Raw genomic sequence first — 23,143 nt, 5'->3', positions numbered from 1 at the left:
GGTGGCCATGAGAATTTCCGAACTGTCAGCCGAGGCCGGCGTGACCGTGCCGACGATCAAGTACTACCTGCGCGAAGGGCTGCTGCCCGAGGGTGAGCGGACGTCGCCGACGCAGGCCGCGTACGGCGAGAGGCACGTGGAGCGGCTGCGGGTGATCCGGGCACTGCTCGACGCCGGGGTGAGTATCGCGGAGACGCGGCGGGTGCTCGGGACGCTGGACGATCCGCCGGCGAGTGCGCACGACCTGCTCGGAACGGCGCACGCGGCGATCACTCCGCCCGTGGATGAGGCGTTGGATCTTGCTGCGGCGGAGGACCTTGTCGCGGGGCTCGGGTGGAAGCCGGGCATGTGCGATCAGGCGGTGCTGCACGCGGTCGCGCGCGCGATGCAGGGATTGGAGCGCGTCGGGTTCACCGTGCCGGACGCGGTGATGGCGGAGTACCTCGCGAGCATGCGGCGGATCGCGGACGCGGAGATCGCCGGGGTGCCCGAGGAGTCTGCGGAGGCCGCGGTGCGATACGTGGTGCTCGGGTCGGTGCTGGTGGAGCCGTTGTTGTTGGCCCTGCGGCGCGTGGCGCAGCAGGTGAGCTCGGGGGAGCGGTTCGGGGGAGGTGTGGTTTAGCGCGTAAGCGCAGCGGCAAGATGTGCTCGGAGCGCCGGATCACACACGTAGACGTACGTCCCCCGCATTCCACGGGTCAGCAGAACCCCATAGATGTTCCGGATGAACGTCAGTAGATCGTCGTCCCCGAATGCATCCTTGAGGTGCCCGGTGTTCTCCTTGCCCTTCTTGTCTCTATAGTTCTCGCGATCGGCGACGATTCGCCCGGTTGCCGGGTCGAGGCGGAGGTCTGGTCCGATGATCACGCCCGCGTAGTTGAGGTCGTATCCCTGAACGGTGTGGATGGAGCCGACTTCTTCAAGGGACCCTGCGGAGTTGATCCAGTCCTTGTCCGTGCCGTTCCATCGCATCCGTTCATTGCCGAGCTCGATGTCAAACGCGTCTGGATTCTTCTTCGACACCCAGTCCCACGCGTAGCCGGCCACGAGGCGGGATAGGCCGACTTCGGCATCCCGTTGTCGGATGGCGCCGCGCATCTCACCAAGGTCGTCGAAGAGTCGGAGTTCGTAGTCGCCTAGCTCGGGGAGTTCAGGCTCTTCGTCCCGCAGCAGGGCGCGCACGAACTCGACGTAGTCGGCACCAGCCTGTACACGCATCTGCGTGGTCAATCGGTAGAAGCGGTGCTCATCCTTCGCCTCGTTCACTGCGGCGCTGAGGGCTTTGGGTGAAAGGTCATGCGGCCGCACACTCTGCTCTCCATCGACGAGCAGGAGCTGATGCTTGCTTCGGGCCCTAATCCAGTCAAGCTGTGTGTAGCGGGCATCATCCTCTCCAAACAGAGCCGCGTTGATGTCACGGAACTTCTTGTTCTGCACCCCAGACGCCTGGTTGGCCCGCTGACCCAACCGATGAGTCTCATCGACGAGAACCACGTCGAATTCAGCATTCGACTCGCCGAGCTGGAAAGGCGACATCACCATTTCGGCGTCGAGCTTGGGAGTCTTCTTGAAGACCTTCTTGACCGACTCACGCAGCGACTGTTGCGGGATCACAAGCGCCATTCGAAGTGTCTTGAGCAGCTCGCGATTCTCTGGGACAAAGAACTCCGAGAACATCGAGTCAGGTTCGACACCGTCATGGTCCTGGTAGTCGCGGATATCAGCGAGCAGCTTCATCAGGAAGATCGCGATGATCGTTTTGCCCGTCCCGGGGTTTCCCTGGACAACGAGCGTGGACCGCGCGCCGGGGTCCTGGAGGTCGTCGAGTAGCCCCTCCACGATGTCCATGATCGCGATCCCCTGGTCGTCGGTCAGGGCCTTGAAGGGCGAGAGCTTGAACAGGTCGGAGTTCTCGATCTGTGGGATGCTGCGCGAGAAAAGCCCCTCCGCCCGCAGCGCCTCAAAGACGTCGCGGAAAGACTCACGGTAAACGTCGCGGTCGTAGTACTGCGCGTCCGTCAGTCCGTCATTGCCGTTGAGGATGCGATATCGACCGTCCCCCGAGAACCAACGGATGAGATGCGACTCGAGATCGAGGCACACCGACTTGTTATAGGTGTGATCCACGACGACGCGGATCGATTCGAGCGCCTCGTTCCTCTTCGAGCCAGCGAGGTGCTGTCTCATCCGGGTAGCTGCGCTTACCGTCTCGCCGACGTAGAGCCCGGGGGGACGACGCTGACTGTCCCCTTCAATCACATAGACAACGGGCCAGTTCGTGTGGCGAGTATCGTCGCGTGCCCACGAGTCGACGGCGTCACGGCGGAAGGCAAGACGCTCGATGCTGAACTGTGTCACTCCGGCCCCTCGGAGAGCTTGTTGTACTTCGTCATTCGCCCCTTAGCGAGCTCGACGGGGTACTTCGCCTTCGTGGACTCCAGCTTCTTCATGATGATCTCGTCGAGGTCGACGCCGATCTTGTTTGCGAGGTGGATGCAGTAGGTGACGACATCCGCGAGCTCTGCCTCCACCTGCTCCTGGTCGAACTCTGGTGACCACTGGAAGCACTCAAGAAGCTCGCCGGCTTCGATTGAGATGCTCTTAGCGAGGTTCTCCGGCGAGTGAAACTGGTCCCAGTCGCGCTCTGCAACGAAGGCACGGAGGGCGGCGAGAGTCTGCGGCGACGGCATGAAGCGACGCTAGCAGCTGGCTTGCTCGATGGGAGTCCTGCGGTGGCCTACCTGATTCGCTGGGAAGCCGACGGCAGGCCTAGAGGAGTCCGAGAGGCGGCGAAACTGCGATTCCGCTATCGTCTCGATCAAAGCGTGTTCGACGAAGAACGGAGTGATGGTGGAGTTTTCAGAGCGTCTCGATTCCCTCGCAACGAAGGTGAAGAACCAGGCGACGGCGATCGGAACCGAGGAAGCGACGAAGAACGCATTCGTCATGCCGTTCATCTCGACCATCCTTGGCTACGACGTCTTCGACCCGCTGGAGGTCGTCCCGGAGTTCACTGCAGACGTGGGAACCAAGAAGGGCGAGAAGGTTGACTACGCCATCATGCGCGACGGTGAGGTTCAGATCCTCATCGAGTGCAAGCCATCGATGGGTTCACTCAAAGTCGAGCATGCATCTCAACTGTTCCGGTACTTCTCCGTTACCAATGCTCGGATCGCGGTGCTGACCAATGGTGTCCTTTGGCACTTCTACACAGACCTGGATGCGCCGAACCGCATGGATGGCAAGCCGTTCCTCGTTCTTGATCTGCTTGACATCGATGAGACCCTCATCCCCGAGATCCAGAAGCTCAGCAAAGAGAGCTTCGACCTTGAATCAATCATCAGCGCAGCTGAGGAACTGAAGTACATCGGGGCGCTCAAGAGAGAGATCGCGAGCCAGTTCCGTGAGCCCACTGATGAATGGATCAAGTTCTTTGCGACGCGCGTCTATGACGGCTCCTACACACAGAAGGTACGACAGCAGTTCACGGGATTGGTTGGCAAGGCAGCGCATCAGTTCCTGAATGAGCGCGTGAATGACCGCTTGAAGGCAGCTCTCGGAGTGAGCGGCATCGCCCAGGCTGCTGACCCGGCGCCAGCAACAAGTGCCGAGGCGGTGGAGGCAGATCTTGACCGCGACACCGAGATTGAGACCACTCTCGAGGAGCTCGAGGGGTACCAGATCGTCAAGGCCATCGCTTGCGGCGAGGTGAAGCCGCAAAGGGTCACGCATCGCGACGCAAAGAGCTACTTTGCTGTGCTGCTTGACGACAACAACCGGAAGCCCGTTGCGCGTCTTCACTTCAACGGAAAACAGAAGTACTTGGGTCTGTTGGATGAGGACAAGACCGAAACGCGACACCCGATTGACGAGTTGGATGAGATCTACTCGCACGCTGACGAGATCCGGGAGGCGGTTCGTCGGTACAAGGACTAGGGACGTAGTCTCGGGCGCGGAAACCGCGCGGTCGAATCTGCCACGCTCAACGGTCGAGCGGCTGCATCGCGACTACCTCGCCGCGTTGTCAAGATCGCCTGGGCAGATGTCGTGATCACCGAGGACGAGCGTGCCGGTCCGCCCCCCTTCCCCCACCCCCGGTTCCTCCGACATGATGAAGAGGACCGACCTCGAAGGAGTCCGCCGTGTCACTCACATCACCCCCGGCCCCGCAGCCCGACGCCACTGCCGCCGGGCTCCCCGGAGCTGTGGTGATCATAGGCATCCGACGGCTCCTGATCTGGGCCCTCGTCGCGGGAGTCCTCTACTCCGTCTTCATAAGCGGCAGCAAGGGATTCTGCCCGGGAGGTATCGATGCCGATGGCGGGTTCATCGACGCCGAGGGTCGATCGGTCGAGCAGGCTCCGATGTGCGTCTCGTTGGCACTCCGTCCCAGCGTGTTCGTCTATGTCGGCATCGCGCTGATCGTCCTGATCGCGATTGGGCGCGTCACCAAGGCATCGGATGAGCGGGCCGCCCTGAAGACGCTGGAACGCGCGATCCGAGGAGCCGGTCTGCTTGTCGCCGTGGCACTCGTGGTTTCGCACGTGTGGTTCCAGCTGATTCCGCTCGAGCAGTTCTCGTCCGGCTCCTGGTCCGTCTTCAGCCCCTTCCCACTCGGGGTCATCGACGTCGTGATCGAGCCGATGACGGGGCCCTGACGGCCAGGCGGCGCGCGGCCTACCGCCCCGCCCGCACCCGCAGTCCGAATGCGATCCCCGCGAGCGCGATCACCACGATCCCGTACCCGACGCACACCGCTTCGAGCCCGAACACCCCGACCAGCGCACCGGCGATCACGGCCGGCACTCCGAAGGCCAGATACGCCAGCACATACAGGACGGCGAAGGTGTCGGCCCGCTGCGTCGCCGGGATCCGCGGAGCCAACGACGCGACGACTCCTGAGAACGCGGTCCCGAAGCCCATGCCGGTGACCGCCGCCGCGACGAGGTAGAACGGCAGCGACCCCATCCCCAGGGCGATCAGCGACAGCAGCGTCCCGACCCCGAGCGCCGACGTGCCGAACAGCACCATCGATCGCGCGGAGATCCGCCGCAGCACGAAGGCCGTCACCGCACCGACACCGGCGAGCAGCACGACGCCGAGCCCCTGCCACACGTGCGCCTCCCCGCCGAGCTCACCCCGCACGATGTTCGCGCCGAGCGACAGGAAGAGTCCACCCGTCGCCCACCCCGCGATCACGGCCGGAGCCCCACGCCAGAAGTCGGCCCGAATCGCCGGAGGGATCGACAGTCGGAAGCTCAGCGACGCCCACACTCCGGGAGTGCGCGGCGCGGTCTCCGGCACCAGCAGGAACAGCGCCGCCAGCACGAGGTAGACCGAGCTCAAGGGCGCGAACACGTCGAGCAGGGCCTCGCCGCTCACGTCGAGCATCACCCCGGACGCGAGCGCCCCGAGTGCGAGTCCGATCCCGGGGCTCAGCGCGTTCCACAGTGCCGCGACCCCGGCGCGCCCACCCGGTGCGAAGTCGAGCACCGTCGCCGACAGGGCCGAGATCAGCAGACCACTCGCCACGCCCTGCAGGATGCGCGCGAGGAACAGCACCGCGACGGCATCCGCGTGCCAGAAGAGGAACATGCTCCCGGCCAGCAGCAGGAACCCGGCGATCGCGACAGGACGACGACCCACGTGATCCGAGAGCGAACCGGCGGTGAGGAGTGTGAGCAGCAGCGCCACCGCGTACACCGCGAACACGGCGCTGATCACCACAGCCGGGAACCCGATGTCCTGCGCGAGCACCGGATAGAACGGCGACGGCGCACTCGCCCCGACCATCATCAGGATCTGCGCCACGATCGCCAGCACGAATCCGAACCGGGCGCGGGGGACTGCGCCATGCGCGGTGTTGCCCGCCATCGACGGACGGATGATCGGCGCGGTGCTGGTCATGGCGACTCCTCATAAGGTTCGAGAATCATCGAACTATCGGAGCGTACTCGCCATCCTGCGATTGTTCAACTATTCTCGAACCATGCCTGGCGATCTCCCTCACCCGGAGCGCTCCGAGATCCAGCTCACGGATGTGCTCTTCGCGCTCAGCGACCCCGAGCGCCTCGCCATCGCGCGCCAGCTCGCCGACGGGCCGCTCGACATGGCCGCCTGCCACGCCACCGATCCGAACCTCCCGAAGTCGACCAAGTCGCACTTCATGAAGGTGCTGCGCGAAGCCGGAGTCATCCGCAACGAGCCCAACGGGCGCCGGCGGATGCTGACGCTCCGACGCGACGACCTCGACGCGCTCTTCCCGGGACTGTTGGATTCGGTGCTGCGCACTCCGTGATCGCCCGCCGGTCGTCGAGCCGGGATATCTTGCCCACCCGAAAGAGTGAGTGTATAGTCACTCATATGTCCAGCACTCGCAGTTCCATCCTCTCGACAGCCGACGCCCGTCGGCCCCTCGTGGCTGCGGCAGCGCTGGCGGCGTTCGCGCGCGGTGGCTATCACGGCACGACCGTCGCCGACGTGGCTCGCGAGGCCAAGATCTCGCCGGCCTACGTCTTCAAGCTGTACTCCGGCAAGGAGGCGCTGTTCGTCGTGGCGCTCGAGGCTTGCTTCGACGCGATCCTCGCCGCTCTCGAGGAGGGGGCGGATGCCGCCGCCGACACCTCGCCGGAAGGCGTGCTCGACGCGATGGGTGATGCCTACGCGCACCTCATATCCGACCGGACGCTGTTGATGTTGCAGGTGCACGCGCAGTCGGTCGCCGAGATCCCCGCCGTGGGTGGCGCGCTGCGGCAAGGGCTCGAACGCGTCACGACGTTCGCGAAGACCCGTTCACGGGCGAGCGACGACGACGTGCAGCGCTTCATCGCGTACGGGCAGCTCTGTCACCTGATCGTCACGACGCAGCTCGACGGGCGCCCGGGGGACTGGGTCGCCCTGCTGACCAAGGGGATCACGCACCCCGACTGATACGTCTGTCGGAGGCGGGTCCTTTACCGCGTCCTCAAGAGTGAGTGAGCAATCACTCAACACCTCCTCCACCCACAAGAATCCAGAAACGGAGCACGTCATGACCACCCTCGCCTCCCTCCCGGCGGTCGCCGCACCGCGCAGCACGCGTCGCTGGCTCGCCCTCAGCGTCCTCGCCCTCGCCCAGTTCCTCGTGGTGCTCGACGCCTCGATCGTGAACATCGCCCTCCCCGTCATCGGGCGGCAGCTGGGCATGGATACCGCCACCCTCTCGTGGGTGATCACCGCCTACGTGCTCGCGTTCGGTGGCCTTCTCCTCCTCGGTGGACGCCTCGCCGACCGATACGGGCATCGCCGGGTGTTCCTCCTCGGAGCGGCCGGGTTCGTGGCAGCATCCGCGCTCGCCGGGTGCTCCTTCTCGAGCGAGATGCTCCTCTCCGCCCGCGCCCTGCAGGGGGTGTCGGCCGCGCTCCTCGCCCCGGCCGCCCTCGCGCTGCTGACCCAGCTGTTCCCGGACGACGCCGAACGCACCAAGGCGCTGGGCGTGTGGGGAGCGGTCGCCGGCGCCGGATCCGCCGCAGGGGTTCTGCTCGGTGGGGTGCTCACGGCGACCCTCGGCTGGCAGTCGGTGTTCTTCGTGAACGTGCCGATCGGTGGGCTCGTGCTCATCGCGATCCCGCTGCTCATCACCCGCGACGGCCTCCGTGTCTCCGGTCGACTGGATGCTGCCGGCGCCGTGACGGTCACTGCCGCACTGGTCTCGCTCGTCGGTGCACTGAGCGCGGTCGAGCAGGTCGGGTTCGTGCATCCGTTGCCGCTGGGACTGCTCGCCCTCGCGCTGGTGCTCGGAGGGGGCTTCGTGGCGATCGAGCGCCGCGCAGCCGCTCCTCTCGTCCCGCTCCGCGTGTTCCGGAACCGCAACCTCGCGCTCGGCAACATCGTCATGCTGCTGGGCGGGGCCACCATGGTCGCCCTCTTCTTCGCCCTCTCGGTCTACATGCAGGCCGTGCTCGGCTATGACGCCCTGACCGCGGGCCTCACGCAGCTACCCCTCGCCGGTGTGCTCGTGCTCGTCGCCGGCGTGGTCCCTGCCGTGATCGTCCGCGTCGGCACGCGGCCGGTGCTGATCGGGGCGCTGCTCCTCCTCGCGGCAGGGCTCGTGTGGCTCTCCGCATCTCCGGCGGATGCCGCGTTCCTCACGAACCTGCTCGGCCCGACCCTCCTGATCGGCGTCGGACTCGGCGGCGCGGTCGTCGCGACCACCCAGCTCGCCGTGGACGGCGTCGAGGGCGGAGAGGCCGGACTCGCGGGTGGACTCGTCAACACCAGTCAGCAGTTCGGTGGCGCGATCGGGCTCGCGGTGCTCGGCACGGTCGCCGGGCTCCGCACCGCGGCACTCTCGGCGGAAGGGTCCTCCCACGCCGAGGCCCTCACGGGCGGGTTCTCCTGGCTCTTCCTCGGCGCGGCAGGACTGGCGGTCGTCGGCGCGGCGATCGTCGCGGTCTGGCGCCGCGACTGAGGGTGTCGGAGCGAGCCCGTGGACGACGTCGCTGGGTACGTTCTCCACGGGGTCGTTCGCGTGGGTGGGAGCGAAATGACCATCTGAGTTCGCCGGGAGTCACGGTAATGACAAGTGTTTGTTGCGCATTGGTTGGCATTCTGGCCTCAGATTTGGAACGGATGCCGAGATGGGCGGATACTTCTGGCATCCCGGCCGTCGTGAATCGGCTCGGGGAATCGACATGCAGACCTCCACCGCACTCGCGCCAGGAACGACCATCGCCATCGTCGGCGCCGGTCGTGTCGGACGCGTGCTCGCCGGGGCACTGCGCGCGGAGGGGTTCGACGTCCTCGGACCCCTCCGGCGCGACCAATCGATGCCGAAAGCGGACATCGCGCTGCTCTGCGTGCCGGACCGCGCCATCCCGGCGGTGGCGTTCGTCGCGCGACCGAACGTGCGGTTCGTCGGACACGTCTCGGGTGCCACCTCGCTCGACGACGTCGATTTCCGTTTCCACCCGCTGCAGACCTTCACGGGGACCGAGCCGCCCGAGGTATTCCACGGCATCGGCGCCGCGGTCGCCGGCCGCACCGACGAAGCCCGCTCTGTCGCCGAGCAGCTGGCCCGCGTGCTCGGGGCCCGTCCGTTCACGGTCGACGACGAGCACCGCGTGAGCTATCACGCGGCCGCATCGTTCGCCTCGAACTTCGTGCTGACGGTGCTCGATGCGGCCGAGCAACTCGCCGTCGCCGCCGGTATCCCCGAGGGCGAGGCTCGCGAACTCCTCACCCCGCTCGTCAGTCGCACCATCGAGAACTGGGCACGCGTCGGAGCGCAGGAAGCTCTCACCGGACCGATCGCCCGAGGGGATGAAGCCACGGTCGCGCGTCAGAGGTCGGCTGCGGAGGAACACGACCTTCAGGCACTGTTCGACGCCCTCGCCGTGGCAACCCGAACGATCGCCTCGCGGGAGGAAGAGTCGCGAGGGGTGCCGTCGTGGGAGGCGGTGTCGCGTGAGGGGGCGCGGGAGAACCCGTTGCGAGATGTTGCCGGCGAAGAGAAGGAGTCTTCTGTATGAGGATCCTCCGCACGATCACCGAGGTTCGGGCGGCCGTCCGCGACGCACGGCGCACAGACGCGTCGGTTGGGCTCGTCCCCACGATGGGGGCGTTCCATGACGGACACCTCTCTCTCATGCGTGCGGCTCGAGCGGCTTCTGATCTCGTCGTCGTCTCGCTCTTCGTCAACCCGACGCAGTTCGGCGCGAACGAAGACCTCAGCACCTATCCGCGTGACGAGGCGCGAGACGCCGCGCTCGCCGAGGCCGAGGGCGTGGATATCCTCTTCGCCCCCGCGGCATCCGAGATCTACCCCGACGGGTTCGCGACGAACATCCACGTCGCCGGCCTCACCGATGTTCTCGACGGTGCGAGTCGCGGCGCACATCACTTCGACGGCGTCGCCACGGTCGTCACGAAGCTGTTCGGGATCGTCCGCCCTGATGCCGCCTACTTCGGGCAGAAGGATGCGCAGCAGGTGCTGGTCGTCCGCCGCGTCGTACGCGACCTCGACCTGGACGTGCGGATCGTCGCGTGCCCGATCGTGCGCGAGGCTGACGGGCTCGCGATGAGCTCGCGCAACGTCTACCTCGATGCGGACGCCCGTGCTCAGGCGACCGCGCTCAACCGTGCCCTCGACGAAGCGACCGCGGTGTTCGACGGCGGTGCCCGTGACGCCGGCAGCATCCTGTCGACCGCTCGTCGCGTGCTGGACGAGGCCGACATCGATCCGGAGTACCTCGAGCTCCGCGATGCCGAGACTCTGCGCCCTCTCGCGCGCGTCGACCGTGACGCTCTTCTCGCCGTGGCTGCGCACATCGGGGCCGCTCGGCTCATCGACAACCACATCCTCTCCGGGGGCGACGTCGCCGCCGGCCCCACCGCGACGGAGGTCCGCGCATGAGTGCCCAAGCTGGTTCCCACCGCCGTGTCACCCTCGCTGCCCTCGCCGCGAAGAAGGACGCCGGCGAAGCGCTCGTCATGGTCACCGCGTATGACCACCCCAGCGCGCAGATCGTGGAAGCTGCCGGGGTCGACATCGTGCTCGTGGGCGACTCGGCCGCGATGACCGTGCTCGGCTACGACAGCACGGTGCCGGTCACGGTCGACGAGATGCTCATGCTCACCAAGGCTGTTCGCCGCGGATTGACCTCCCCGCTGCTCATCGGCGACCTGCCCTTCGGGTCGTATGAAGCCTCTGACGAACTCGCCCTCGCGACGGCACAGCGCTTCATCAAGGAGGCCGGCTGCGACCTCGTGAAGATCGAGCGCGGCGGCACGACCGTCGACCGCGCTCGGGCCCTGGTCCGAGCCGGCATTCCCGTGGTCGGGCACGTCGGACTCACCCCGCAGACCGCGACGGCTCTCGGCGGCTACCGCGCGCAGGGTCGCACCGCCGAAGCCGCGCTCGCCGTGATCGATGATGCCCTCGCCCTGCAGGATGCCGGGTGCGCGATGCTCGTGGTCGAAGCAGTGCCCTCCGAAGTGACCGCAGCCCTCATGCCGCGCCTCGACATCCCGGTGATCGGTATCGGCGCCGGAGCGGGTGCCGACGGGCAGGTGCTCGTCTTCCACGACCTCCTCGGGCTCTATGACGGCGGGGCAGCAAAGTTCGTCAAGCGCTACGCCGATCTGCGCAGTGCGGCCATCGACGGCGTCGAGGCATACGCGCGGGAGGTGCGCAGCGGTATGTATCCCTCGGCGGAGCACGGCTACACGATGGCGCGCGGTGAGGCGGCGCGCCTGGAGGAGATGCTCGCGACGCGCTGATCCAGCCGGCGCGTGGCCGATCGCCGGCCCCATCGAGAGCATCGCGGGCGTGCGACTCGCATCCGGGGTCATTGCGTGGGGTCATGTTTGCATAGTACATAGTTTCTAAGGCGGTTGGTGTGTGATCTCGCGCTTGTGGATAGTTCGCATAGATTCTTGGCGATATTCCGGCATGTAATCGAATAACGCTTCGAAAGTAGAGCCATTCCGGGTTAGAGTGAAGCATGTCCACTTTGACCGGGTTGCACGAGGCGATGGCTCGCCTCGATGACGCGTGGTCGCGCGCTGAGGAGACCGACGATCTCTCTCGAGCGCAGCTGATCGCCGTCAACGATGCGATCGGTCTGTTGCAGCGGCGTCTGGATGCTGTGCACGTGGAGGTGGCGGCTGGTATCTCACGCGAGTCGCGCCCCGAGTTGGGAGCAGAGAGCCTCGCGAAGCAACAGGGCTTTCGGAGTCCGGCGAAGCTGATCGCAGCGACGTCCGGGGTATCGACGGGTGATGCGCAGCGTCTCGTCAAGGTCGGCGAGGCGACGGCGCCGCGTATGGACCTGATCGGAGCGCGCTTGCCGGCGAGGTATCCGCTCGTACGCGAGGCGCTGGCCACCGGGGCTCTCAGTGCGCAGGCGGCGGCGATGATCGTCGGGCTGCTTGATCGGTGTCGAGTGGCTGCCGGCCCGGAACGCATCGCCGAGGGGGAGCGGGTGCTTGCCGAGAAGGCTCAGGGCCTCGCGCTCGACGACGTCCGCAAGCTCGTGGTCCGCGCGGAGGCGTGGCTCGACCCGCGCGGGGTCGAGCCGAAGGAGGAAGAGCGCCGCGGAAAGCGTGCGCTGACGCTGTTCGAGCGTGATGGCATGGTGCATCTGAGCGCGGTGCTGGATGCGGAATCGGCGGCTCCGGTCGTGACGGCGATCCGGGGGTATGTCTCAGCGGCATTCGCAGCGCGGAAGGATGCGCCGGATCCCGATGCAGTCGATGCGGATCGTCGTTCGGTGCCGATGCTGCAGGCGGATGCGCTGGCCGTGTTCGCCGCGCATGTTCTCGGGTGTGCGCAGCGGGTGCCGTTGGCGGGTGCTACGGTCGTGGTGCGAATGCGGCTGGAGGAACTGGAGTCCGGATCCGGAGCCGCAGAGGTCGACGGGATCGAACAGCCGGTCAGTGTCGGTGCGGCGCGGCGGATGGCCGCGGGCGGGGGCGTGATCCCGTGCGTGCTCGGCGGTGCGAGCGAGGTTTTGGACTGGGGGCGGGAGAGACGCCTGTTCACCCGGGCGCAACGGCTGGCTCTGGTGGAGCGGGACGGTGGGTGCGCGATGTGCGGGTTGCCGCCGGAGATGACGAAAGCGCATCACATCCGCTGGTGGAGGCGAGATCGCGGGCCGACGGATCTATCCAATGGAGTGCTGCTGTGTGAGACCTGTCACCATCGCATTCACGACAACGAGTGGGAGATCCGTATCGATGGGGCTGGCCCGGTAGGACGGGTGTGGTTCATTCCACCCGGATACGTCGACCCCGCCCGCACGCCGCGCCTGGGGGGACGTGCGCGCTTCGACATTGCGGCCTGAGCGCGACACTGTGCGAGGTTCCCGGCTGTCGGCGAGTGGTTGTCGGGGAGTGGTTTTCGGAGGGCGGTTGTCAGGGAGCAGTTGTCAGAGGGTGGTTGTCGGGGAGTGGTTATCAGAGTGAGTGGTTGTCGGCGAGCGGTCGTCAGAGAGCGGACATCAGAGAGCGGACATCAGAGAGCGGTTGTCAGAGATCGGCCGTCGAGGGCGGTGATCAGCGGGGCCCTTCGTGCTCTGAACCGGGAGGGGTGGCACCCGAGAACTTGTCGCAGAGCGAGAACTCCCACCCAACCCTCAGCCTGAACGATATATCGTTGAGTATCGTTCACCACAGCAGGAGGTCATCATGAACAACGCATTCCCCTCCAACCCGTTCGGCGGCAACGGCGGCTCCGGGAACAACGGCGGCTCCGGCGGACCGGGCGGAATCTTCGGTGGATCCGGGTTCGGATCCGGCTCCGGGTTCGGATCCGGCTCCGGGTTCGGCGCAGGCCCCGGTGGGCCCGCCGCCGCGATCTTCGAAGCCATGGACCAGCTCCGCAAGTCGTTCGAGTCCCGCCCGTCCGGCGGCTCGCGCATGGCCCGCGGCGACGTCCGCGCCGCCGTGCTCTCACTCCTCGCCGAGAAGCCCATGCACGGCTACCAGATCATCAACGAGATCGCCGAGCGCAGCGGCGGCACCTGGAAGCCGAGCGCCGGCTCCGTGTACCCCACTCTGCAGCTGCTCGCCGACGAAGGACTCATCGAGGCCGAGGAGCAGAACGGCCGCAAGACCTACTCGCTCACCGAGGCCGGCCGCGCCGTCGCCGACGAGAGCTCCGAGACCCCGGCCCCGTGGGAGTCGTCGTCCGGCAAGGACGGACACCGCGACAGCGCCCGGTTCAACGCACTCCCGAAGGCGGGCGTCGACCTCGCCGCCGCTGCCGCCCAGGTCGGACGAAGCGGCTCGCCCGAGCAGGTGCAGCAGACGATCGAGGTCCTCGACGAAGCCCGCCGTAGGCTGTACTCGATCCTCGCGCAGGACTGACCGCGCAGTGCGGCGGCATCGAGTGAGGACCTGCGAAAGGGCCACACGATGACGGATGCTGCGGCACGGGGTGCCCACCGCGCCCGGTACCGCCGCATCCTGTCGTTCGCCGGCCGGGAGTTCCTCAAGATCTGGTGGTTCGAGCTCGTCCTCCCGCGCCTCGGCATGAGCAGGGTCGCCGAGCGCACGCGCGGGCCACGGATGCAGACGTTCGCGCGCCGCTTCCACACGCTCGCCGTGGAACTCGGCGGACTCATGATCAAGGTCGGACAGTTCATGTCGTCGCGCCTCGACGTGCTCCCTCCGGAGATCACCAAGGAGCTCGAAGGGCTGCAGGACGAAGTCCCCGCCGTCCCGACCGCGGCGATCCGCGCGCTCGCCGAGGCCGAACTGGGCATCCCGCTCGAACGCGCCTACGCCTGGTTCGACGACACCCCGGTGGCGGCGGCCTCACTCGGCCAGGTGCACCGTGCCCGACTCGCCGCACTCGACGCTGCCGACACCGGCCTCGAAGACGTCGTGGTCAAGGTGCAGCGCCCCGGGATCGACGAGATCGTCGCCGTCGACCTCGCGGCGCTCCGTCGGGTCGCACGCTGGCTGACCCGCGTGCGCCTCGTCGCCGACCGCGTCGACGCGCCCGCGCTCGTCGAGGAGTTCGCCGAGACCAGCCGCGAGGAGATCGACTACCTGCACGAAGCCGCGAGCGCCGAACGGTTCCGCGAGAACTTCGCCGACGACCCCCGGGTCGGCATGCCGGAGATCGTGTGGGAGCGATCGACCCGCCGCGTGCTCACGCTGTCCGACGTCACCGCCATCAAGATCAACGACACGGATGCGCTGCGGGCCGCCGGCATCGACCCCGCCCAGGTCGCCGAGGTGTTCGCCGAGGTCATGTTCGACCAGGTCTTCACGCACAGCTTCGTGCACGCCGATCCGCACCCCGGCAACATCTTCGTCACGCCGACCTCTCCGCCCTCTCCGACCCCGCCGACCCCGCCGACCACGCCGCCGGCGGATACGACAGATGCGACGCCCGGCGGCTTCCGGCTCACGTTCATCGACTTCGGCATGATGGCCGAGATCCCGGCGAGCCTCCGCGACGGCCTGCGCACCCTCCTGATCGCGGTCACCGGCCGCGACAGCCGGGGCCTCGTCGCTGCGGCCCAGGAGATCGGGGTCCTGCTGCCCTCCGCCGACACCCGCGAACTCGAACGCGCCCTCACCGCCCTGTTCGCCCGGTTCGGGGGCATGGGTTTCGCCGAGCTCAGCAAGGTCGACCCCCGCGAGTTCCGTGACTTCGCGGAGGAGTTCGGCGACATGGTGCGCTCGCTCCCGCTGCAACTGCCCGAGAACATGCTGCTGCTGATCCGCGCCGTCTCGCTGACCTCGGGCATGTGCAGCGGCCTCGACCCCGCGTTCAACGTCTGGGACGCCGCTGAACCCTACGCCGGCCGCCTGCTGCGCGACGAGAGCGGCACCATCGTGCAGGCGTTCGCGAGCCAGGCGATGGACACGATGAACACGACCTGGCGCCTGCCGAAGCGCATCGACGACATCATCACCCGCGTCGACGACGGCACCGTCTCGTTCGACACTTCGCGCCTGGAACGCCGCCTCGATCGGCTCGAGGGCATCGCCCGGCGGATCGCCTCGGGCGTGCTCTTCGCGGCGATGCTCATCGGCGGCGCACTGCTCGTGCCGGCGGTGCCCCCGCTGGGCATCACGCTGATCTGCGTCTCGGTGCTCCCCCTGCTGCACTCCCTGTTCGCCGGCGTCGGCCGACGGGGCCCGCGGTAGGCGCGGCACGCCCGAGAAACCCGCACCGTCGAGCATGCACTCGCGCCCCCGCAGGCCCGGCGCGCCGGGGATCGGGCGGATGTTCCGGCATATCGCACAACGAGGGGGCGGCGCCGCGCGTGACAGGATGGGATGCCATGGAGACTCCTGACGAGAAGCCCGATGAACGCTCCGCAGGAAAGACCCCTCCGAGCACCCGGACAGGCGCCGTCGGCACGGGCGTGAACCGCCTGCCGGCCAAAGCCACCGAGACCGCCAAGAAGATCGTCCGCGACATCGCGGCGGTTCCTCCGCGCAGCGTCCACCCGGCGCTCGTCCCGGGCGTCTCGGTCGAGGAGACCGGTCGCACCTACCGCACCGACCCGCTCGTGTTCGGCGTGGCGGCGACCCTGACCCTCGCCTTCATCGCCTGGGGCGTGTTCGCGGGCGACAACCTCGCCGGCACCACCCGCACGGTCCTCGACTGGGTCGTCCAGTACTTCGGATTCTTCTTCACCACCATCGCCACCGTCATCCTGGTGTTCATGCTGTTCATCGGCTTCAGCCGCTACGGACGCATCCCGCTCGGGCGCGACGACGAAGAGCCCGAGTACTCGATGTTCTCCTGGATCTCGATGCTCTTCGCCGCCGGGATGGGCATCGGCCTCGTGTTCTGGGGTGCCGCCGAGCCGCTCACCTTCTTCGAGAGCCCGCCGCCGGGCACGGTCGAGGCGAGCACCCTCGACGCCATGCACACCGCGCAGACGCAGGTGCTGTATCACTGGGGTCCGCAGGCCTGGGCGTTCTATGCGCTCGTCGGTGGTGCCATCGCCTACGGCGCCTATCGCCGCGGCCGCACGCCCCTCATCTCCTCGATCTTCGCGCCGCTGCTCGGCGAGGGGCGCACGACCGGTCCGCTCGGCCGCACCATCGACGTCTTCTCGATCATCGTCACGCTGTTCGGCACCGCGGCGTCGCTGGGCCTGGGCGCCTTGCAGATCGGCCACGGCGTCGAGATCGTCAGCGGCATCGGCGAGCTCGGCAACGGCATCCTGATCGCCGTGATCGCCGTGCTCACGGCCTGCTTCATCGCGTCGGCCGTCTCGGGGGTCTCGAAGGGCATCCGCGCGCTGTCGAACATCAATGCGGTCGTCGCGCTCCTGCTCGCCTTCTTCGTGTTCTTCGTGGGGCCGACGCTGCTGATCCTCAACGTGATCCCGTCGGTCGCCGTGCAGTTCATCGGCGACCTCCCGCAGATGATCGGCCGCTCGGCATCGCAGGGTGAAGCGGCCGAGACGTTCCTGTCGGGCTGGACGATCTTCTACTGGGCGTGGTGGATCTCCTGGTCGCCGTTCGTCGGCATGTTCATCGCCAAGATCTCGCGCGGGCGCAGCCTTCGCCAGTTCGTCTCCGTCGTGATCGTGGTGCCGTCGGCCATCTCTCTCGTCTGGTTCGCGATCTTCGGCACCACGGCGATCCAGCAGCAGATGGACGGCGCGAACCTCACAGTCGACCCGCCGGAGGAGGTCCTGTTCGGCGTGCTCGAGAACCTGCCGTTCTCGCTGATCACGAGCGCCATCCTCATCGTGCTGATCGCCATCTTCTTCGTCACGGGAGCGGATTCGGCCTCCCTCGTGATGGGCACGCTGTCTCAGCAGGGCAGGCCGGAGCCGTCGCGCTGGGTCGCCGTCGTGTGGGGTGTGCTGGTCGGAGCGATCGCCGCCGTGCTGCTCGTCATCGGCGAGGAGGGCAGTGGTCTGCGATCGCTGCAGAACGTCACGATCATCGCCGCGCTGCCCTTCGCGATCATCATGGGGTTCATGATGATCGCCTTCATGAAGGATCTTCGACGCGATCCGCTGATCCTCCGTGAGCGTTATGCCCGCGCGGCCGTCCGGCACAGCGTCATGGCCGGTCTCGAGGAGTACGGCGACGACTTCGCGCTCGTGCCGGTCGAATACGACCACTCCGAGGACGACCTCGACTGGATCGACGAGTCGACCGTCGACGAGACGCTCGCCGAGGTGTACGAGGCCGCGACCGAGGCGATCGACATCATCCCGCCCACCGAGGTGGATGCGGTCGTCGAGGCGTCGATCACGGACCCGACGGCTGCTCCGGACCCGACGGCCGCCCCGGACCCGACGGCTGCCCCGGAGCAGCCCCGCACGGACTGATCCGCTAGGACGCCTCCTCTGCGGCAGCGGTGATGCGGGCCGCCATCCCGGCGAAGATCAGTCCGTGGAAGGGCAGCACCGCGAGCCAGTACAGGCGTCCGCTCAGTCCGCGGGGGAAGAAGATCGCGCGCTGCTCGTAGCGCGCGCCTTCGCCGTCCGGCACCGCACGCAGCTCGAGCCAGGCCTCGCCGGGCACCTTCATCTCGGCGCGGAGGCGCAGCAGGGATTCGGCCTCGGTCCTCTCGACCGCTTCGACGCGCCAGAAGTCGATCGCGTCGCCGACCCTCGCCGCGGTGCGGCTGCGGCGTCCGCGACGCAGGCCCACGCCACCCACGATCCGGTCCATGAACCCCCGCACCGCCCAGAGCAGGGGGGAGGAGTACCAGCCGTTCTCGCCGCCGATGCCCAGGATCACGCGCCACAGTTCCGCCGCGGAGGCGCGGGTGGCGACGGACCGCGAATCCGTGAACACGGTGCGTCCGGCCCAGTCCGGGTCGCTCGGCAGCGGGTCACTGGGCGCGCCCGACACTTCTGAGTCCTGCCAGCTGGTCTCGATGCTGTCGCCGCGCACCCGTCCGAGCGCGAGGTCGACCGCCCGCCGATACGGGGTCAGGCCGTCTTCGGGCCGCGGGATCAACTCGTCGACCGCGTGATCCTTCATGATGCACTCGTTCTGCAGCGATGCCACGAGCGGCCGGGCGATCGAGCGCGGCACCGGCGTTACCAGGTTCACCCAGTGCGAAGCGAGCCCCGGCGTGAGCACGGGGAGGGCGGCGATGGCGCGCTGGCGGAGCCCGGCTTCGACGGCGTAGCCGTTCATCATCTGCCCGTAGCGCAGCACGTCCGGCCCGCCGATGTCGACGGCACGGTTCACATCGGCGTCGACGCGCGCCGCCCCGAGCAGGTAGTGCAGCACATCGCGGACGGCGATCGGCTGGATGCGGTTTCGCACCCACTTCGGTGCCGGCATGTACGGCAGCACGTCGGTGAGGTGGCGGATCATCTCGAACGACGCCGACCCCGAGCCGATCACGACGCCCGCTTGCAGTACGAGCGTCGGCACGCCGGACTGCAGGAAGATCTCCCCCACACGAACACGCGAGCGCAGGTGCGGTGACAGCTTCGCGTCGTCGGGATGCAGTCCGCCGAGGTACACGATCCGTCGCACGCCTGCCCGCGCTGCGGCTTCGGCGACCGTCGTCGCCGCCCGCTCGTCGCTCTCCTCGAAGCCCTTGCCGGCGGACATCGAGTGGATCAGGTAGTACACGACGTCGACGTCGTCCATCGCCGTGGCCACGGCATCCGCATCATCCGCCGAGCCTTCGACGATCTCGCAGTCGCCGCCCCAGGGGAAGGAGGCCGCGCGCGCGGCGTCACGCGCCAGGACCCGCACCCGGTAGCCGGCGTTCAGCAGCCGCGGGGTTAGGCGTCCGCCGATGTAGCCGGTCGCCCCGAGCACGAGGGCGCGCGGGGCGGAGCCGTCGTCGCGGGGTGCGGCGCGCAGCGCCTCTTCACGGCCGGTGGGGTGGGTGAGTTCGGGCATAGGTCGAGCGTAGGTCGCCCCCGCGTCCGGTGGAACGGGGTTGCGGGGCGTCGTGGCGACCGGTACGGGCACAAGCCCCTATTGCAATGCAAGGGTTGCGTTTCCGCCCGCAACATGCAACCCTGAAGTTGCAGTCGGTCGCCCGGCCGACGGAACATGCAGGAAGCGCCGAAAGGAACCATCATGGTGAACATGACCCACAACGAGGCGTCCGTCGTCGACGAGGAGACCTTCTCCGTTCGGCGGACCATCCTGATCGCAGCACCCGCCGACAAGGTCTGGCGGGCAGTGGCCGAGCCGGAGCACATCTCCCGGTGGTTCGGGCGCACCGTGCTCGACGGCACCGGGGTCGGCGCGACCGGCACGATGACCTTCCCCGACTACGACGTGATCCCCCTGCGGGTCGAGGAGTACGACGAGCCGCGGCGCATCACCTACCGCTGGAACAACGACGACGCCCTCGGTGCCTTGCCCGACAGCATCGACGAGACCACCTCGACGGTCTTCACCTTCACGCTCGAAGAGGCCGAGGGTGGCACGCGCCTCACGGTCGTCGAGAGCGGCTTCGAGCGCACGTCCGACCCGCGCGCCAACCTGCAGTCGCACCGCACGGGCTGGGACCTGGAGCTGGACAAGATGGTCACCCTGGTGGAAGGCGAAGCATGACCGCAGCAACCCTCCTGCCCATGTTCTCGGCGCTCGCGGACGAGACGCGCTGGCGCATCCTGACGGAGCTCGGGGAGGCGGAGGCGTCGGCATCCGCGCTCGCCGGGCGCCTTCCGGTGTCCCGTCAGGCGATCGCGAAGCATCTCGCCGTCTTGCAGGAGGTCGGTCTCGTCGAGCCCGTGCGGGTCGGCCGCGAGGTGCGCTTCCGCGTGGTCGGTGCCGAGCTCTCCGCCACCGCTGCGAAGCTCGACGTGATCGGGCGCGAGTGGGACCGCCGCCTCGCCGCGATCAAGGAGATCGCGGAGGGGCTGTAGGGGCTCGGGGTGTCGGGCTGGCGGCGACGGCGGGTCAGCGCGCGGGGCCCGTGTCCTTCTCGTCGCGGATGGCGTCGCGCAGCTCCTGGTCGAGGTCGGAGGCCTCTTCGATCGCCGCCGTCATGCCGGCGAGGAACCGCGTGACCACCGCACGCTCGTCGTCGGACAGCTCGTCGACCAGGGCGAGCATGCGTCGATGCATGGCCCCGAGGGTCGCGCGGACCTCTTCGTCGCTGCTCACGGTCGGCACCACGACTCCCGCGCGGCGGTCGGTGGGGTGGGGCTCGCGACGGACGTGTCCGCCCTTCTCGAGCCGGTCGATGAGAGTGGTCGTCGACGCCGTGGAGATGTCGAGCATCTTCGCGATGTCGATCGGGCGGACGATGCGGCCCGCCCGCTGCTCCCGGAGCAGGAAGCGCAGTGCCATCAGGTCGGTTTCGTTCATTCCCATCGATGCGCGGGTGCGTGCGCGCATCGCGGTCTCGGCCGCCCGGTAGCGCCGCAGCATGTTCAGCACGTCGACGGTGCTGACGTTCCCGCCGTCGGGGTACCAGTATCCGGAGCGCGTGTACTCCTGGGGCTCGCTCATGACGCCACCACCTCTCCGTCGGCCTCGGGGAGGGACTCCCGTTCGAGCATCTCCACCGCTCCCGCGGCGACGCCGACGGGGACCACGAGCAGGAACCCGCCGGTGATCGCGTCGTTCTCCGCCACGATGATCTGCTCGATCCTGTCGCGAGGAATCCCGGGGAACCGGCTCTGCAGGTGCTCGAGCAGGCTCGCATAGCCGATGAACTTCTCGTCCTCGAGGGTGACCGGGTCGACCATGGGTTCCTTTCGCGCGGTGAGTCAATCCTCTCATCGTGGGAGGGTGCCGGCGACGACCGAATTCCCTAGTTCGTCAGGTAATAAGGCTGCCGAGGTAACATGGGCACCTGGGCCGCGGGGGAGGTGCGTAATGGGGAATGGTCTGGACGTCGTGGCATCGGAGCTCGCCCGCGATGTCGAAGAGTTCCGGCGGGCCGAGGCGCAGCTGCGTCGACGGCTGGCGGCAACGCGTCAACCCAATGAGACGGATCGATCGGCCATGCGTATCATCGCGTCGGCTCCGGTCGATTCTCCGGTCACGCCCGGCGAGCTGGCCGCTCAGCTCGGGGTGAGCACGGCGGCCGTCACCTCCGTCGTGCGCCGGCTCGCCGAGCGCGGTCAGGTGGTCGTGGCCGTCCATCCGGACGACGCGCGGTCGAAGATCATCCGTCCATCTCTTCGCGATCTGCACTCTCCTGCCGACGAGATCTCTCGCCGCATCGAGCGGGTGGAGAGGGAGTTCGCACCCGAGCAACTCGCCGCGATCTCGCTGTTCCTGCGGCGCCTCGCCCGCGAAATCGAAGGCATCGAATAGGCCCGACTTCCATTTAGCTAGTTAAACTAGTAATCTAATTCCTGTACGAAATACGGGAAGGGGACGTCATGGGTCTGCTCAGCTACGCCGGAGAATCGAAGGTCATCGAGATCGACGACCCGCTGCTCGCGCATCTCCGACTCGTCGCCGTGACGAAGCTCCGTCGGGGCGAGTCCTTCCCGCTCACGCTGCGTACGACGGAGTCGACCATCGAGACCCTGTGGATGCACGCGTCGATTCCGGTGCGCTTCGTGGTGGACGACGAGCGTGAGCTCCAGCGGCCGTTGCTGGTGAAGATGATGGCTGCCGCGAGTTCGGCGAACGGGCTGGACCTCACGGATCCCGACTTCGCCGCGTCGTTGCCGTCTGCGGCACCGATGCACGCGGTCGCCTGAAAGCTCGCCTCCGTCAACTCCGCGCTCCTGGGCAAAGCAGCGCGAAGACCGGACGGAGGTGTGTGGCGGTGTCACCGGGGGGTGACGACATCGCTGCTCTTGGCATCCGGCCGCCCGGAATCGGGTCCTGGCGGCCGGATGCCCTTCGCTCAGAGGGCGGTGTATCCGCCGTCGACGAGGTGGTAGCTGCCGGTGATGAAGCTCGCGGCGTCACTGGCGAGGAATGCGATGAGGTTCGCGACCTCGTCGGCCTGGCCCAGTCGGCCGATCGGGTGCTTGCTCACGAGGAACTCCTTCGCCTCGTCGCCCATGTTCGCGAGCAGCGGGGTGTCGATGAAGCCGGGGCCCACCGAGTTCACGCGCACCCCCTTCGCCGAGTACTCGAGCGCTGCCGACTTGGTCATGCCGACCACGCCGTGCTTGGCGGTGACGTAGGCGGGCGAGCCGGCGAACCCGACGCTTCCCAGGATCGAGGCGATGTTCACGACCGATCCCCCGCCGTTCGCGAGGATCGACGGGATCTGCGCCTTCATGTTCCGGAACACGGCGTTGAGGTTGATCGCGATGACCTTGTCCCAGGCGTCGTCCTCGTACTCCGCGGTCGGGGCGGTCGCGCCGCCGATGCCGGCGTTGTTGACCCCGATGCGCAGCGGAGCCAGGGAGTTGGCGGTCTCGATGGAGGAGGCGATCCAGGCGGCGTCCGTCGCATCGCCCACGGAGGCCTCGGCCGTGCCGCCGGCCGCGCGGATCTCCTCGACGACCGCGTTCGCGTGCTCGGCATTCAGGTCGTTGACCACGACCGCTGCCCCGTTCTTCGCCAGCAGGAGAGCGGTCGAGCGTCCGATTCCGCTGCCTGCTCCCGTCACGATCGCCGAGCGGTTCGAGACGTCGTACTGAGCCACGAGAGACTCCACTTCCGGGCGGGCACGGTGCCGGGAGATCTTCTCGGACGGTCCGTCCTTCCTTCCACCCTACGCCTTCACGACCGGGGTGGATTCACGTGAATGGAAGTGTCCCCGTGT

The 23,143-nt window shown here is 67.6% G+C and carries 24 protein-coding genes; 17 read left to right on the top strand and 7 right to left on the bottom strand.

Annotated features, from left to right (window positions below):
- The first annotated feature begins 7 nt into the window (after positions 1-7).
- The gene (locus KV397_RS15695) at positions 8-622 is read left to right on the top strand and encodes a MerR family transcriptional regulator (RefSeq protein WP_261811686.1); all 615 of its coding nucleotides are present in this window, start codon (positions 8-10) and stop codon (positions 620-622) included.
- On the opposite strand, the gene KV397_RS15690 is transcribed toward KV397_RS15695, so the two are convergent.
- Positions 619-2,358 carry a DUF2075 domain-containing protein gene (locus KV397_RS15690; RefSeq protein WP_261811685.1) on the bottom strand — a complete coding sequence of 580 codons (1,740 nt, stop codon included), beginning with the start codon at positions 2,356-2,358 and terminating at the stop codon, positions 619-621. The two genes, KV397_RS15695 and KV397_RS15690, sit on opposite strands and share 4 nt — an antisense overlap.
- Positions 2,355-2,690, bottom strand: coding sequence for a nucleotide pyrophosphohydrolase (locus tag KV397_RS15685; protein WP_261811684.1), 336 nt, complete (start codon positions 2,688-2,690; stop codon positions 2,355-2,357). Before KV397_RS15685 ends, KV397_RS15690 begins: the two co-directional genes overlap by 4 nt.
- 160 nt (positions 2,691-2,850) lie before the next feature.
- On the opposite strand from KV397_RS15685, the gene KV397_RS15680 reads away from it, so the two are divergent.
- Together KV397_RS15680 and KV397_RS15675 are read left to right on the top strand one after the other, a co-directional pair.
- The gene (locus KV397_RS15680) at positions 2,851-3,936 is read left to right on the top strand and encodes a type I restriction endonuclease (protein ID WP_248570066.1); all 1,086 of its coding nucleotides are present in this window, start codon (positions 2,851-2,853) and stop codon (positions 3,934-3,936) included.
- A gap of 206 nt (positions 3,937-4,142) precedes the next feature.
- Entirely contained in the window at positions 4,143-4,658 is a 516-nt protein-coding gene (locus KV397_RS15675; RefSeq protein ID WP_248569892.1) for a hypothetical protein, read from the top strand.
- A 19-nt stretch (positions 4,659-4,677) separates the two neighbouring features.
- Here KV397_RS15675 and KV397_RS15670 read toward each other — a convergent pair whose 3' ends face one another.
- Positions 4,678-5,907, bottom strand: coding sequence for an MFS transporter (locus tag KV397_RS15670; RefSeq protein WP_261811683.1), 1,230 nt, complete (start codon positions 5,905-5,907; stop codon positions 4,678-4,680).
- 82 nt (positions 5,908-5,989) lie between these two features.
- Here KV397_RS15670 and KV397_RS15665 point away from each other — a divergent pair, with 82 nt between their 5' ends.
- The 10 genes from KV397_RS15665 to KV397_RS15620 all read left to right on the top strand — a co-directional run bounded on the left by KV397_RS15665 (position 5,990) and on the right by KV397_RS15620 (position 17,801).
- Entirely contained in the window at positions 5,990-6,298 is a 309-nt protein-coding gene (locus KV397_RS15665; protein ID WP_134352731.1) for an ArsR/SmtB family transcription factor, read from the top strand.
- Positions 6,299-6,363: 65 nt separating this feature from the next.
- Entirely contained in the window at positions 6,364-6,930 is a 567-nt protein-coding gene (locus tag KV397_RS15660) for a TetR/AcrR family transcriptional regulator (RefSeq protein ID WP_131493087.1), read from the top strand.
- Between the two features lie 100 nt (positions 6,931-7,030).
- The gene (locus KV397_RS15655) at positions 7,031-8,449 is read left to right on the top strand and encodes an MFS transporter (protein ID WP_261811682.1); all 1,419 of its coding nucleotides are present in this window, start codon (positions 7,031-7,033) and stop codon (positions 8,447-8,449) included.
- Between the two features lie 223 nt (positions 8,450-8,672).
- The gene (locus tag KV397_RS15650) at positions 8,673-9,509 is read left to right on the top strand and encodes a Rossmann-like and DUF2520 domain-containing protein (protein ID WP_261811681.1); all 837 of its coding nucleotides are present in this window, start codon (positions 8,673-8,675) and stop codon (positions 9,507-9,509) included.
- Complete coding sequence (gene panC, locus KV397_RS15645) at positions 9,506-10,393, top strand: pantoate--beta-alanine ligase (RefSeq protein ID WP_261811680.1); 888 nt, start codon at positions 9,506-9,508, stop codon at positions 10,391-10,393. The genes KV397_RS15650 and panC overlap by 4 nt, the downstream gene beginning before the upstream one ends.
- Complete coding sequence (panB, locus tag KV397_RS15640) at positions 10,390-11,259, top strand: 3-methyl-2-oxobutanoate hydroxymethyltransferase (protein WP_261811679.1); 870 nt, start codon at positions 10,390-10,392, stop codon at positions 11,257-11,259. Before panC ends, panB begins: the two co-directional genes overlap by 4 nt.
- 224 nt (positions 11,260-11,483) lie before the next feature.
- Positions 11,484-12,824, top strand: a complete 1,341-nt coding sequence (locus tag KV397_RS15635; protein ID WP_261811678.1) for an HNH endonuclease — start codon at positions 11,484-11,486, stop codon at positions 12,822-12,824.
- Between the two features lie 343 nt (positions 12,825-13,167).
- Positions 13,168-13,848 carry a PadR family transcriptional regulator gene (locus KV397_RS15630; RefSeq protein WP_256535592.1) on the top strand — a complete coding sequence of 227 codons (681 nt, stop codon included), beginning with the start codon at positions 13,168-13,170 and terminating at the stop codon, positions 13,846-13,848.
- A gap of 48 nt (positions 13,849-13,896) precedes the next feature.
- A complete protein-coding gene (locus tag KV397_RS15625) occupies positions 13,897-15,645 on the top strand; it encodes an ABC1 kinase family protein (protein ID WP_261811677.1) in 1,749 nt (582 codons plus the stop codon).
- A 137-nt stretch (positions 15,646-15,782) separates the two neighbouring features.
- Complete coding sequence (locus KV397_RS15620) at positions 15,783-17,801, top strand: BCCT family transporter (protein ID WP_248569875.1); 2,019 nt, start codon at positions 15,783-15,785, stop codon at positions 17,799-17,801.
- Between the two features lie 4 nt (positions 17,802-17,805).
- On the opposite strand, the gene KV397_RS15615 is transcribed toward KV397_RS15620, so the two are convergent.
- Entirely contained in the window at positions 17,806-19,344 is a 1,539-nt protein-coding gene (locus tag KV397_RS15615) for an SDR family oxidoreductase (RefSeq protein ID WP_261811676.1), read from the bottom strand.
- Between the two features lie 183 nt (positions 19,345-19,527).
- On the opposite strand from KV397_RS15615, the gene KV397_RS15610 reads away from it, so the two are divergent.
- Positions 19,528-20,010: an SRPBCC domain-containing protein gene (locus KV397_RS15610; RefSeq protein ID WP_131493100.1), complete on the top strand. Its 483-nt coding sequence runs from the start codon at positions 19,528-19,530 to the stop codon at positions 20,008-20,010.
- Entirely contained in the window at positions 20,007-20,324 is a 318-nt protein-coding gene (locus KV397_RS15605) for an ArsR/SmtB family transcription factor (protein WP_165875459.1), read from the top strand. Before KV397_RS15610 ends, KV397_RS15605 begins: the two co-directional genes overlap by 4 nt.
- 34 nt (positions 20,325-20,358) lie before the next feature.
- Here KV397_RS15605 and KV397_RS15600 read toward each other — a convergent pair whose 3' ends face one another.
- Complete coding sequence (locus KV397_RS15600; RefSeq protein WP_131493102.1) at positions 20,359-20,913, bottom strand: MarR family winged helix-turn-helix transcriptional regulator; 555 nt, start codon at positions 20,911-20,913, stop codon at positions 20,359-20,361.
- Positions 20,910-21,152 (bottom strand): hypothetical protein, encoded by a 243-nt coding sequence (locus KV397_RS15595; protein WP_131493104.1) that lies wholly within the window; start codon positions 21,150-21,152, stop codon positions 20,910-20,912. The genes KV397_RS15600 and KV397_RS15595 overlap by 4 nt, the downstream gene beginning before the upstream one ends.
- Before the next feature lie 130 nt (positions 21,153-21,282).
- Here KV397_RS15595 and KV397_RS15590 point away from each other — a divergent pair, with 130 nt between their 5' ends.
- Together KV397_RS15590 and KV397_RS15585 are read left to right on the top strand one after the other, a co-directional pair.
- A complete protein-coding gene (locus KV397_RS15590) occupies positions 21,283-21,726 on the top strand; it encodes a MarR family winged helix-turn-helix transcriptional regulator (protein ID WP_261811675.1) in 444 nt (147 codons plus the stop codon).
- Positions 21,727-21,794: 68 nt separating this feature from the next.
- Positions 21,795-22,121 carry a DUF7882 family protein gene (locus KV397_RS15585; protein ID WP_131493108.1) on the top strand — a complete coding sequence of 109 codons (327 nt, stop codon included), beginning with the start codon at positions 21,795-21,797 and terminating at the stop codon, positions 22,119-22,121.
- 149 nt (positions 22,122-22,270) lie between these two features.
- Here KV397_RS15585 and KV397_RS15580 read toward each other — a convergent pair whose 3' ends face one another.
- A complete protein-coding gene (locus KV397_RS15580; RefSeq protein ID WP_131493110.1) occupies positions 22,271-23,023 on the bottom strand; it encodes an SDR family NAD(P)-dependent oxidoreductase in 753 nt (250 codons plus the stop codon).
- Positions 23,024-23,143 lie beyond the last annotated feature (120 nt).

Origin of the sequence: Microbacterium aurugineum (assembly GCF_023101205.1) — a bacterium.
Lineage (GTDB): Bacteria > Actinomycetota > Actinomycetes > Actinomycetales > Microbacteriaceae > Microbacterium > Microbacterium aurugineum.
Note: the sequence above shows the minus strand (reverse complement) of the source record. Positions and strands in the feature narration are given on the sequence as shown.